This is a genomic window from Candidatus Brevundimonas phytovorans (genome assembly GCA_029203145.1).
In the GTDB taxonomy this organism is placed as follows: Bacteria; Pseudomonadota; Alphaproteobacteria; order Caulobacterales; family Caulobacteraceae; genus Brevundimonas; species Brevundimonas phytovorans.
Genome location: CP119309.1, coordinates 1,541,850 through 1,554,580, shown reverse-complemented (window position 1 = coordinate 1,554,580; position 12,731 = coordinate 1,541,850). Strand labels below are relative to the sequence as shown.

Below are 12,731 nucleotides of genomic sequence, written 5' to 3'. Positions count from 1 at the left end.
ATGGTCGGAATCCTCGAAGACAAGGATCGCATCTTCACCAACCTCTACGGCTTCCATGACTGGGGCCTGGAGGGTGCGAAGCAGCGCGGCGCGTGGAACGCCACCAAGGACATGCTGGACCTTGGCCGCGACTGGATCATCACCAACGTGAAGAACTCGGGCCTGCGCGGACGCGGCGGCGCCGGTTTCTCGACCGGCTTGAAGTGGTCCTTCATGCCGAAGGAAGTGAAGGATCGTCCTCACTACCTGGTCATCAACGCCGATGAATCCGAGCCCGCGACCTGCAAGGACCGCGAGATCATGCGCCATGATCCGCAACTGCTGATCGAAGGCGCCCTGATCGCCTCCTTCGCGATGCAGGCCCATGCTTGCTACATCTACCTGCGCGGCGAGTACGTGCTGGAGCGCGAGCGCATGGAAGCCGCCGTCAAGCAGGCCTATGAGGCCAAGCTGATCGGCGACAACAACGTCCATGGCTGGGACTTCCACGTCTATATCCACCACGGCGCCGGGGCCTATATCTGCGGCGAAGAGACCGCCCTGCTGGAGAGCCTCGAAGGCAAGAAGGGCCAGCCGCGCCTGAAGCCGCCGTTCCCGGCGGGCGCTGGCCTCTACGGCTGCCCGACGACCGTGAACAATGTGGAATCGATCGCCGTGGTCGGCACCATCCTGCGCCGGGGCGCAGACTGGTTCGCCAGCTTCGGCCGCCCGAACAACACCGGCACCAAGCTGATGAGCCTGTCGGGTCACGTGAACACGCCCTGCGTGGTCGAAGAGGCCATGTCGATCCCGCTGCGCCAGTTGATCGAAGATCACGGCGGCGGCGTGCGTGGCGGTTGGGGCAACCTGAAAGCCATCATCCCGGGCGGCGCCTCCTGCCCGGTCATCACGCGCGAACAGGCCGAAACCGTGCTGATGGACTTCGACTCCATGCGCGAAATGCGCTCGTCGCTGGGCACCGCCGGCGTGACCGTCATGGACGAGTCCACCGACATCGTGAAGGCGATCGCCCGCATCAGCTACTTCTTCAAGCATGAGAGCTGCGGCCAGTGCACGCCTTGCCGCGAAGGCACCGGCTGGATGTGGCGCGTGCTGGAACGCATGGCCGTGGGCGACGCCGATCCGTCGGAAATCGACCTGCTGCTCGACGTGGCCGGTCAGGTCGAAGGCCACACCATCTGCGCCCTCGGCGACGCCGCCGCCTGGCCCGTTCAGGGCCTGATCCGGCACTTCCGTCACGAGATCGAAGACCGAATTCAAACCTACCGCAGCCGCCGCGCGAACTTCGCCGGCCACGCGATCGCGGCGGAGTAATCGTATGCCTATCGCCAAGGTCAACGGCGTCGAAACCGAGTTCGAACCCGGCATGACGGTTCTGCAGGTCGCAGAACTGGCCGGGCAAGAGATCCCGCGTTTCTGCTACCACGAGCGTCTGTCCATTGCCGGCAACTGCCGGATGTGCCTGGTTGAAGTGAAGCCCGGACCGCCGAAGCCGCAGGCGTCCTGCGCCCTGCCGGCCGCTGAAGGTCAGGAAATCTTCACCGACACGCCGATGGTCAAGAAGGCCCGCGAAGGGGTGATGGAGTTCCTGCTCATCAACCACCCGCTGGATTGCCCGATCTGCGACCAGGGCGGCGAGTGTGACCTGCAAGACCAGGCTGTCGGCTATGGCCGTGACGGTTCGCGCTACGGCGAGAACAAGCGCGCGGTCGAAGAAAAGAACATGGGCCCGACGGTCAAGACGTTCATGACGCGCTGCATCCAATGCACGCGTTGCGTCCGCTTCATCACCGAAGTGGCCGGCGTTCCTGACATCGGCATGATCTCGCGCGGCGAAGGCGCCGAGATCACGACCTATCTGGAAAAGAACATCGACAGCGAGCTGTCGGGCAACGTCAACGACCTGTGCCCGGTGGGCGCCCTGACGCACCGCCCGTGGCAGTACCACTATCGCCCGTGGGAGCTGAAGAAGACCGAGACCATCGACGTCATGGACGCCCTGGGCTCGAACATCCGCGCCGACGCGCGCGGCGCCGAGGTCATGCGCGTGCTGCCGCGCGTGAACGAGGGCATTAACGAGGAGTGGTTGTCGGACAAGAGCCGCTACGCCGTCGATGGTCTGCAAGCCCGTCGCCTCGACCGCCCGTGGGTGCGTGAAAACGGCAAGCTGCGCGTCGCCTCGTGGGACGAGGCGCTGGCCGCGGTCGCCACCAAGATCAAGTCGGCTTCGGCTGACCGCATCGGCGTCATCGCCGGCGACCTGCAGGACGCCGAGTCGATGAAGGCGACGCTGGACCTGTTCCGCGCCCTGGGCTCGGCCAACACCGACTGCCGTCAGGACGGCGCCGCGATCGGGCAGGGGGCTCGTGAGGGCTGGCTGTTCAACTCCGGCCTGCAAGGCATTGAAAACGCAGACGCCATCCTGATCGTCGGGGCCAACCCGCGCACGGAAGCGCCGCTGCTGAACACGCGTCTGCGCAAAGTTTGGCTGAAGGGCGCCGCCGAGATCGGCGTCATCGGCGAGCAGGTCGACCTGACCTATGACTACAACTACCTGGGCGCCGGTTCGAAGACCCTGGGCAAGCTGCCCAAGGCGGCTGTCGACTTCCTGACCAAGGCCGAACGCCCGGCGATCATCGTCGGCGCGGGCGCCCTGATCGGCGACACCGGCGCGGCTGTGCTGAACGCCCTGGGCGCGCTGGCCAAGAAGGTCGGCGTGGTCAAGGACGGCTGGAACGGCTTCAACGTCCTGCACACCGCAGCGGCGCGCGTCGGCGGTCTGGACATGGGCTTCGTTCCCGCTGACGGCGGTCTGGACGTCGCCGGCATGCTGAAGCCGGGCGCGCTGGACGTGCTGTTCCTGCTGGGCGCCGATGAGGTCAACGCCTCCGCCTCGGACGCCTTCCGCGTCTATCTGGGTTCGCATGGCGACCGTGGCGCGCACGGCGCCGACGTCATCCTGCCGGGCGCCGCCTATACCGAGAAGTCGGGCCTGTACGTGAACACCGAGGGCCGGGTGCAGATGGCCGAACGCGTCGTCTTCCCCAAGGGCGAGGCCAAGGAAGATTGGGCCATCATCCGCGCCCTGTCGGAACGGGTCGGCTGCAAGCTGCCGTTCGACACCCTGGAGCAGCTGCGCGCCAAGCTGATGGGCGACCATCCGACCTTTGGCCGCATCGACTATCTGGCCCCGGCGGCGTCGTTCGACGTGGCGGCCTTGGGCGCCAAAGGCGATCTGGGCGACGTCGCCTTCGTCTCGACCATCGTCGATCCCTACCTGACCAACCCGATCGCGCGCGCCAGCGAAACCATGGCCGAGCTGTCCGCCGAGCGGACTGCCCCGGTCGTTCTGGCGGCGGAGTAAATCATGGACGCTGCGACCTCCTTCTGGGCCACCCCCCTCGGCTGGACCCTCGCCACCCTCGGCGGCATTCTGATCGTCACGGTCGGGATTCTGATCTCGCTGGCCTTCCTGCTGCTGGCGGACCGCAAGATCTGGGCCGGCGTGCAGATGCGCAAAGGCCCCAACGTGGTCGGCCCCTTCGGCCTGCTGCAGTCCTTCGCCGACTTCTTCAAGTTCGTGCTCAAGGAAATTGTCGTCCCGTCGGGTTCCGACAAGGTCGTCTTCCTGGCCGCGCCGCTGATCACCTTCATCCTGGCCTTCATCGCCTGGGCCGTGATCCCGTTCGCGCCGGGCTGGGTGATCTCGGACCTGAACGTCGGCATTCTTTACATCCTGGCGATCAGCTCGCTGGGCGTTTACGGCATCATCATGGGCGGCTGGGCTTCGAACTCGAAGTACCCGTTCCTGGGTTCGCTGCGTTCGGCGGCGCAGATGGTGTCCTATGAGGTCTCGATGGGCCTGGTCATCATCAACGTCATCCTGCTGGCCGGGACGATGAACCTGACCGAGATCGTCACCCAGCAGACCGGGTGGATCTGGAACTGGAACATGTTCGGCGGCGGCCTGGACACCCTGCCGACCATCGTGGTCATGATCCCGATGACGATCGTCTTCTTTATCTCGGCCCTGGCCGAGACCAACCGCCCGCCCTTCGACCTTCCCGAAGCAGAGTCGGAACTGGTGGCCGGTTATCAGGTCGAATATTCGTCGACCCCCTACCTGCTGTTCATGATCGGCGAATACGCCAACATCGTCTTCATGTGCGCCATGATCAGCCTGCTGTTCTGCGGCGGCTGGAACCCGGGCTTCCCGACCGACTTCCTCGACAGCTGGCCGACCTTCCTGGCCAACCTGTTCTACTTCCTGGTTCTGGCGACCAAGATCGTCTTCTGGTTCTTCATGATCGCCCTGACCAAGGCCTTCGTGCCGCGCTACCGCTACGATCAGCTGATGCGCCTGGGCTGGAAGATCTTCCTGCCGACGTCGCTGATCGCCGTGGTGGCCGTGGCGGCCTGGCGCGTCTTCGCGGTAGGTGCGTGATGGGCGTGCGCGCCACAGCACTGATCGGCCTGGTTCTCCTGGGCGCGGCCGGCGGTTGCGCTGCGTATGAGGCCGAGCCCGTCTCGGTCTATCAATGGGAACGCAAGGTAGAGCGAATTCAGCGTGAAGACGCTGAACGTGCGCGCCTGTGCGGAACCCTCGACAAGGAAAGCGCGCGCTATGAACGCGAGTGCGCCGGAGTGAAATCGTAATGCTGACCCGTATCGTTCAGGCGGCCAAGGGCGCGATGCTGACCGACGTGTTCGGCGCCGTCGGCCTGTCGATGAAGTACATGATGAAGCCGAAGGCGACGGTGAACTATCCGTTCGAGCGCAACCCGCAGTCGCCGCGCTTCCGTGGCGAACACGCGCTGCGCCGCTATCCCAACGGTGAAGAACGCTGCATCGCCTGCAAGCTGTGCGAGGCCATCTGCCCGGCGCAAGCCATCACCATCGAGGCCGAACCGCGCGCCGACGGCAGCCGCCGCACGACGCGTTACGACATCGACATGGTCAAGTGCATCTACTGCGGCCTGTGCCAGGAGGCCTGCCCGGTGGACGCCATCGTCGAGGGACCGAACAGCGAGTTCGCCACCGAGACGCGCGAAGAACTGCTCTATGACAAGGCCCGTTTGCTGGACAACGGCGACCGCTGGGAACGGCTGATCGCGAAGAATCTGGAACTCGACGCTCCGTATCGCTAAACCGAGCCGCGATTCCGCCATGGGATCGCAGCGCAAGATTTTGAAGGGGGCTTTGTCCCACCCATGCTGCAAGGCATAGCGTTTTATCTTCTGGCGACGGTCGCCGTGGTTTCGGGCCTTCTGGTCGTGACCGCGCGCAATCCCGTGCACTCCGTCCTGTGGCTGATCCTCAGCTTCTTCTCGGCCGCCGGCCTGTTCGTCCTGCTGGGCGCAGAGTTCCTGGCCATGCTGCTGGTGGTCGTCTACGTCGGCGCCGTCGCGGTGCTGTTCCTGTTCGTGGTCATGATGCTGGACGTCGACTTCGTCCGCCTCCGCGAAGGCTACGCCCGCTACCTGCCGTTGGCCGCCATCGTGGCCGGGGTGCTGCTGGCCGAGATGATCATGGTGTCGATCACCGTGGTGCAGGGCGGTGCGGCCAAGGCCTCCATCGCCCCCGTGGTCGCCACGGCTGACGCCACCAACATCGAGGCGATCGGTCGCGTGCTCTATACGGACTACGTCTACTTCTTCCAGGCTGCGGGCATCGTGCTGCTGATCGCCATGATCGGCGCCATCGTCCTGACCCTGCGTCATCGTCCCGGCGTCCGTCGTCAGGACCTGGCCGCCCAGGCCAACCGCGAACGGGCCAAGGCCGTCGAGGTCAAGTCGGTCGCCACCGGCCAGGGCGTCACCCCCGAGGAGCTTCTGTGATGGACATCTCGCTCCAGCACTATCTGGCGGTCGCCGCCATGCTGTTCACCATCGGGGTGTTCGGCATCTTCGTGAACCGCAAGAACGTCATCATCATCCTGATGTCGGTCGAGCTGATCCTGCTCGCGGTGAACATCAACTTCGTCGCCTTCTCGACCTATCTCAACGACGTGTCGGGTCAGCTGATGGCCATGTTCGTCCTGACCGTCGCCGCGGCTGAAGCCGCTGTCGGTCTGGCGATCCTTGTGACCTTCTTCCGTAACCGCGGCGACATCGCGGTTGACGACGCCTCCGTGATGAAGGGCTGATCGGAACGTGACTATCCAGACTCTCGTCACTCTTGGCGTCTTCGCCCCCCTGCTGGGGGCGATGATCGCTGGCTTCTTCGGTCGCAGGATCGGGAACATCGCCTCGCAGTCGGTCACGACCGGCCTGCTGTTCTTCTCGTGCGCGGTCTCGTGGATCGTGTTCAGCCAGTGGACCTGGGGCGGGCTCGAAGCCTTCACCGTCCACATCGCGCCCTTCATCCACGTCGGCGACTTCCAGTCGAACTGGTCGATCCGCGTGGACGCCATGTCGGCCACCATGCTGATCGTGGTGACGACGGTGTCGTCGCTGGTTCACCTCTATTCCTGGGGCTACATGGCCGAGGACGACAGCCGTCCTCGCTTCTTCGCCTACCTGTCGCTGTTCACCTTCATGATGCTGGCGCTGGTGACGGCCGCCGACTTCCTGCAGATGTTTTTCGGCTGGGAAGGCGTGGGTCTGGCCTCCTATCTGCTGATCGGTTTCTGGTACAAGAAGTCCACGGCCTCGGCCGCCGCCATCAAGGCCTTCGTGGTCAACCGCGTCGGCGACTTCGGCTTCCTGCTGGGCATGATGACCATCTTCTGGATGTTCGGCACGATCCAGTTCGCCGAGCTGTTCCCGCAGATCGCCGGCAAGGTCGGCTCGGGCTGGGAATTCCTGGGCCACACCTGGTCGGCCCTCGATCTGGCCGGTCTGCTGCTGTTCATCGGCGCCATGGGCAAGTCGGCCCAGTTCTTCCTGCACACCTGGCTGCCGGACGCCATGGAAGGCCCGACGCCTGTTTCGGCCCTGATCCACGCGGCGACCATGGTCACCGCCGGCGTCTATATGGTCTGCCTGCTGTCGCCTCTGTATGAGCACGCGCCGACGGCGTCGCTGTTCATCGCCATCATCGGCGGCATCACGGCCATCTTCGCCGCGACCGTCGGCATGATGCAGAACGATATCAAGCGCGTGATCGCCTACTCGACCTGTTCGCAACTGGGCTACATGTTCTTCGCCGCTGGCGTGGGCGCCTATCAGCCCGCCATGTTCCACCTGTTCACGCACGCCTTCTTCAAGGCGCTGCTGTTCCTGGGCGCCGGTTCGGTGATCCACGGCATGCACCACGAGCAGGACATGCGGAAGATGGGCGGCCTGTGGAAGCTGCTGCCCGTGACCTATGCGGTCATGATGATCGGCACCATCGCCATCACCGGCCTGGGTCTGCCCGGCGTCGGCGGCTTCGCCGGCTTCTACTCCAAGGACTCCATCATCGAGAGCGCCTATGCGGCGGCGACGTCGGGCCACTCGGCTGCGGGCATGTTCGCCTTCGTCATCGGCATCTCGGCGGCCCTGCTGACGGCCTACTACTCGTGGCGCCTGGTCTTCATGACCTTCCACGGCACGGCCAAGTGGAAGGACGACGGTCATCACGCCGCCGACGACCACGCTTCGCACGCCCAGCTGGAGACCCACTCCGAGCCGCTCGACGGTGATGACCATGCGCACGACGACCACCACCATGGTCCGCTGTCGCCGCATGAGAGCCCGGCGCCCATGGTCCTGCCGCTGCTGGTGCTGTCGATCGGCGCCGTGTTCGCGGGCATGATCTTCGCCCCGCACTTCATCGGCCACCATGAGGCCGAGTTCTGGCGCGGCGCCATCTTCGTCGGCAGCGACAACCACGTCCTGCACGAGAGCCACAACGTCCCGACCTGGGTGAAGTGGTCGCCGCTGGTCGTCACCCTGCTGGGCACCTTCGCCGCCTTCTGGATCTACGTCCTTAAGGAAGGCGTCGCCAAGCAGTGGGCCGATCGCAAGGGCCCGCTGTGGACCTTCCTCTACAACAAGTGGTTCTTCGATGAGCTCTATGACGCCGTCTTCGTGAAGGGCGCCAAGGCGATCGGCGACTTCTTCTGGAAGATCGGCGACGTGAAGATCATCGACGGCCTCGGTCCCAACGGCGCCGCCTGGGCGTCGATGAAGTCCGGTGGCTGGCTGGCCCGCTTCCAGTCCGGTTTTGTCTATTTCTATGCATTCGTGATGCTGATCGGCGTGGCTGCGTTCCTTGCCTTCGCCATCTTCACGTGGGGAGCCTGAGCCTCGTGCCTCACATTCTGAGCATCGTCACCTTCCTGCCGCTGGTCGGCGCCGGCCTGCTGCTGCTGGCCTGCCTGACGAACAAGGGCGGTCAGGACGCCGCGGCTCCGGCCGCGCGCTGGATCGCCCTGGCCACTACGCTTGTGGTGCTGGCCGTGTCCGTCCTGCTGGTCGCCCAGTTCGATCCGTCGAACCCGGCCTATCAGTTCGTTGAAAACTACGCTTGGTTCGCCGGCGCCGGTTATCACCTGGGCGTGGACGGGATCTCGATCCTGTTCGTCCTGCTGACGGCCTTCCTGATGCCGATCTGCATCATCGCCAGCTGGAAATCGATCGAGACGCGCGTCGTCGAATACATGATCGCCTTCCTGGTGCTGGAGACCCTGGTCATCGGCGTCTTCACGTCGCTGGACCTCTTCCTCTTCTACATCTTCTTCGAAGGCACTCTGGTGCCGATGTTCCTGATCATCGGCATCTGGGGCGGGGCGAACCGGATCTACGCCTCGTACAAGTTCTTCCTTTACACCCTGCTGGGGTCGGTGCTGATGCTGCTGGCCATGCTGTGGATGGCCCATGAGACGGGCACCACGAGCATCCCCGAGCTGAAGAAATACGCCTTCGACCCCGCCGTTCAGCCCCTGCTGTGGCTGGCCTTCTTCGCCTCGTTCGCGGTCAAGATGCCGATGTGGCCTGTCCACACCTGGCTGCCCGACGCCCACGTTCAGGCGCCCACGGCCGGTTCGGTCATCCTGGCCGGCATCCTGCTGAAGCTGGGCGGTTACGGCTTCATCCTGTTCAACCTGCCGATGTTCCCGGTGGCGTCGCAGATGTTTACGCCCCTGGTGCTGACCCTGTCGGTCATCGCCGTGGTCTACACCTCGCTGGTCGCCTTCCGTCAGACGGACATCAAGAAGCTGATCGCCTATTCGTCCGTCGCCCATATGGGCTTCGTGACCATGGGCATCTTCGCCGGCAACGACACCGGCGTGCAGGGCGCGGTCTTCCAGATGCTGAGCCACGGCCTGATCTCGGGCGCGCTCTTCCTCTGCGTCGGCGTCATCTATGACCGGATGCATACCCGCGAGATCGCCTTCTACGGCGGCCTGACGGCGCGTATGCCCTGGTACGCCGCCATCTTCCTGATGTTCACCATGGCCAACGTCGGCCTGCCGGGCACCTCGGGCTTCATCGGCGAAGTGCTGACGATGACCGGCGCCTATAAGGTCTCGACCTGGGCCGCCCTGATCGCCGCCTCGGGCGTCATCTTCTCGGCGGTCTATGCCCTGACGCTGTTCCGCAACGTCATGTACGGCGAGATCACGAACCCGGCGCTGAAGACCATCACGGACATCGACAAGCGCGAGCTGCTGATCTTCGTGCCGCTGATCGTGGGCACCATCTGGCTGGGTCTCTATCCCAACGCCGTCCTCGACTACACCGGGCCGACCGTTGAGGCCCTGACGACCGCCTATCGCGCAGCCATTGGCGGGTGAGAGCATAATGACTGATCTGTCTTCCGCCCTTCAACTCGCCGCCCCGGAGCTGACCCTTGCGGTCGGCGGGCTGGTGCTGCTCATGCTCGGCGCCTTCACCGGCGAGAAGTCGACGCGCCTGATCTCGGGCCTGTCGATCCTGCTGCTGGCCGCGGCCTCGGTTCTGGCCGCAGTCGGTCCGCTGGGTACGGCCTTCAACGGCGCCTATGTGGCTGATCCGCTGGCTGTTTATGGCAAGGTCGCCATCTTCCTGTCGGCGGCCGTCGCCATCGTCCTCGGTGACGGCTGGATCCACCGCAACGGCATCGCCAAGTTCGAGTACCCCGTCCTGATCGTGCTGGCCTCGGTCGGCATGTCGATGATGGCCTCGTCGGGCGACCTGATCTCGCTCTACATCGGCATCGAGATGCACTCGCTGGCCCTCTACGTCCTGGCCGCCTATCACCGCGACAACCTGAAGGCCTCGGAAGCGGGCCTGAAGTATTTCGTCCTGGGCGCCCTGTCGTCGGGCCTGCTGCTCTACGGCGCCAGCCTGATCTACGGCTTCGCCGGTTCGATGCGCTTCGTCGACATCGCCGCCTTCGCCACCGCCAACCCTGGTCCGGGCCTGATCTTCGGTCTGGTCTTCCTGATCTGCGGTCTGGCGTTCAAGGTTTCGGCCGCGCCGTTCCACATGTGGACGCCTGACGTTTATGAAGGCGCCCCGACCCCGGTCGTGGCCCTGTTCGCCACGGCGCCCAAGATCGCCGCCATGGTCCTGATCATCCGCGTCCTGGTCGAAGGCTTCGGTGTCGCGCACGCCCAGTGGGCCCAGGTCATCATCCTGATCTCGCTGATCAGCTTCGCCGTCGGTTCGTTCGGCGGTCTGATGCAGAAGGACATCCAGCGTCTGCTGGCCTATTCGTCGATCATCAACATCGGCTATGCCCTGCTGGGCGTGGCGGCGGGCACTGAAGCCGGGGTTCAGGCCACGCTGATGTTCATGACCCTTTACGTCATCGACCAGTTCGGCTTCTTCGCCGTCCTGCTGTCGCTGAGCCGCAACGGTCGTCCGATCCGCAAGATCGCCGATCTGGCCGGTCTGAAGAAGGATCGCCCGCTGATGGCGGTCGCCCTGACCGTCCTGTCCCTGTCGGCTGTCGGCATTCCGCCGATGTCGGGCTTCTGGGGCAAGTTCTTCGTCTTCGGCGCCGCCGCAGACGCGGGCTACTGGATGGCCGGCGCCGCTGGTCTGGTCGCCTCGGTCGTGGCCGGCTTCTACTACCTGCGCATCATCAAGGTGATGTGGTTCGACGCCCCGGCGACCGACGTCGCGCCGGACAAGTCGCCGCTGGAAGCCAAGTGGATCGCGCTTGCGGCCGCCGCCTTCTGCTTCCCGCTGGTGATCGTCGCTCTGACTTGGCTGGAGCCGCTGACCCGCGCCGCCGCCTCTGGCGTCGGCGTCGGGTAAGGGCGCTTGACGGCCCCGGTCCTGATCCTCGACGAAACCGACTCCACCAACGCCGAGGCGCGACGCCGCGCCGAGGCGGGCGAGCCCGGTCCTCTATGGATCACGGCGCGGCGCCAGACAGCTGGCCGTGGCCGTCGCGGACGCAAATGGGAGAGCGAGAGCGGTAATCTCGCCTCCACCCTGCTGCTGCTGACGCGGAAATCCCCCGCGGAGGCGGCGCAGTTGACCTTCGCCGCGTCGCTGGCCGTGGCGGACCTGCTGGATCGTTACGTTCCGCCGGCTCTGGTCACGATCAAATGGCCCAACGACGTGTTGCTGGACGGTCGCAAGACCTCCGGCATCCTGATCGAGTCCGGCCCCGCGCCGTCAGGCGGCCTGTGGCTGGCCGTCGGCATCGGGGTGAACCTGAGCCAGACGCCGGACGAGACCGAACGGCCCGCCACCTGCATCGCCGAGCATCTGGCCAACGGAATCGTCTCTCCGCCGTCGGTGGAAGAGGCGGCCAAGGCCCTGGCCGAGACCTTTGGTGTCTGGCTGGATCGCTGGACCACCTTGGGCTTCCAACCCATTCTTGACGCCTGGACCGCGCGGACGCCTGGTCTGCACGGCCCCTGCACGGCGCGGTTGACCCATGAGACCCTGACCGGCGTGGCTGACGGGGTCGAGGCGGACGGCTCGCTGCGCCTGAAACTGCCGGACGGATCGCTGCGGGTGATCTCGGCCGGCGACGTCTTTTTCGGAGAGGCCGCCTGATGCTGCTGGCGATCGAGCAAGGCAACACGAACACCCTGTTCGCCGTTCACGACGGCCATGAGTGGATCGCGCAATGGCGCACGGCCACCGACGCCATGCGGACGGCGGACGAATACGCCGTCTGGCTGCATCAGTTGTTCGAGATGGGCGGGGCCAAGCTGAGTTCTGGCCTGAACATGAAGGATCTGGACGGCTGCATCATCTCCAGCGTGGTGCCGCAGTCGATCTTCAACCTGCGCAACCTGGCGCGGCGCTACATCCACGTCGAACCTCTGGTGATCGGCGAGAACGTCAACCTCGGCATCGAGGTGCGCATTCCCAAGCCCAGCGAGGCCGGGGCGGACCGTCTGGTCAACGCCATCGGCGCCCTCCAGGTCTATGAGGGCGACCTGCTGCTGATCGACAGCGGCACCGCCACGACCTTCGACGTGGTGTCCGGCGGGGCCGAGCGGGGGCAGGGCGCCTTCGAGGGCGGACTGATTGCGCCCGGCATCAACCTGTCGCTGCAGGCTCTTCACGAAGCGGCGGCCAAGCTGCCGCGCATCGCCATTCAACGCCCCGATGTCGTCATCGGGCGCGATACCGTCACCTCCATGCAATCCGGCGTCTTCTGGGGTTATATCGCCCTGATCGAAGGCCTGGTGGACCGCATCAAGACCGAGTGGGGCAAGCCCATGACGGTCGTCGGCACCGGCGGCGTCGCCTCCCTCTTTGAGGGTTCAACCCAATCAATCGACCGGTTCGATCCGGACCTGACTATCCGCGGCCTACTCGAAATCTGGCGGCGGAATACCCACCTCTAGGGAC

At 65.0% G+C, this 12,731-nt stretch carries 12 protein-coding genes; all 12 read left to right on the top strand.

Annotated elements, in window-relative coordinates:
• The 12 genes from nuoF to P0Y52_07405 all read left to right on the top strand — a co-directional run bounded on the left by nuoF (nt 1) and on the right by P0Y52_07405 (nt 12,727).
• The gene (gene nuoF, locus P0Y52_07460; GenBank protein WEK59368.1) at nt 1-1,314 is read left to right on the top strand and encodes an NADH-quinone oxidoreductase subunit NuoF; all 1,314 of its coding nucleotides are present in this window, start codon (nt 1-3) and stop codon (nt 1,312-1,314) included.
• A 4-nt stretch (nt 1,315-1,318) separates the two neighbouring features.
• On the top strand, nt 1,319-3,364 hold the full coding sequence (nuoG, locus tag P0Y52_07455; GenBank protein ID WEK59367.1) for an NADH-quinone oxidoreductase subunit NuoG: 2,046 nt from the start codon (nt 1,319-1,321) through the stop codon (nt 3,362-3,364).
• Between the two features lie 3 nt (nt 3,365-3,367).
• Complete coding sequence (nuoH, locus tag P0Y52_07450) at nt 3,368-4,444, top strand: NADH-quinone oxidoreductase subunit NuoH (protein WEK59366.1); 1,077 nt, start codon at nt 3,368-3,370, stop codon at nt 4,442-4,444.
• Nucleotides 4,444-4,656: a hypothetical protein gene (locus P0Y52_07445; GenBank protein ID WEK59365.1), complete on the top strand. Its 213-nt coding sequence runs from the start codon at nt 4,444-4,446 to the stop codon at nt 4,654-4,656. The genes nuoH and P0Y52_07445 overlap by 1 nt, the downstream gene beginning before the upstream one ends.
• Complete coding sequence (gene nuoI, locus P0Y52_07440; GenBank protein ID WEK59364.1) at nt 4,656-5,147, top strand: NADH-quinone oxidoreductase subunit NuoI; 492 nt, start codon at nt 4,656-4,658, stop codon at nt 5,145-5,147. Before P0Y52_07445 ends, nuoI begins: the two co-directional genes overlap by 1 nt.
• 63 nt (nt 5,148-5,210) lie before the next feature.
• Complete coding sequence (locus P0Y52_07435; protein ID WEK59363.1) at nt 5,211-5,837, top strand: NADH-quinone oxidoreductase subunit J; 627 nt, start codon at nt 5,211-5,213, stop codon at nt 5,835-5,837.
• On the top strand, nt 5,837-6,145 hold the full coding sequence (nuoK, locus tag P0Y52_07430; protein ID WEK59362.1) for an NADH-quinone oxidoreductase subunit NuoK: 309 nt from the start codon (nt 5,837-5,839) through the stop codon (nt 6,143-6,145). Before P0Y52_07435 ends, nuoK begins: the two co-directional genes overlap by 1 nt.
• Nucleotides 6,146-6,158: 13 nt before the next feature.
• Nucleotides 6,159-8,228 (top strand): NADH-quinone oxidoreductase subunit L, encoded by a 2,070-nt coding sequence (gene nuoL / locus P0Y52_07425; protein ID WEK59456.1) that lies wholly within the window; start codon nt 6,159-6,161, stop codon nt 8,226-8,228.
• Nucleotides 8,229-8,233: 5 nt separating this feature from the next.
• A complete protein-coding gene (locus P0Y52_07420) occupies nt 8,234-9,721 on the top strand; it encodes an NADH-quinone oxidoreductase subunit M (protein ID WEK59361.1) in 1,488 nt (495 codons plus the stop codon).
• 7 nt (nt 9,722-9,728) lie between these two features.
• Entirely contained in the window at nt 9,729-11,171 is a 1,443-nt protein-coding gene (gene nuoN / locus P0Y52_07415) for an NADH-quinone oxidoreductase subunit NuoN (protein ID WEK59360.1), read from the top strand.
• 6 nt (nt 11,172-11,177) lie between these two features.
• Entirely contained in the window at nt 11,178-11,924 is a 747-nt protein-coding gene (locus P0Y52_07410; protein ID WEK59359.1) for a biotin--[acetyl-CoA-carboxylase] ligase, read from the top strand.
• Nucleotides 11,921-12,727 (top strand): type III pantothenate kinase, encoded by an 807-nt coding sequence (locus tag P0Y52_07405; GenBank protein ID WEK59455.1) that lies wholly within the window; start codon nt 11,921-11,923, stop codon nt 12,725-12,727. Before P0Y52_07410 ends, P0Y52_07405 begins: the two co-directional genes overlap by 4 nt.
• Nucleotides 12,728-12,731 lie beyond the last annotated feature (4 nt).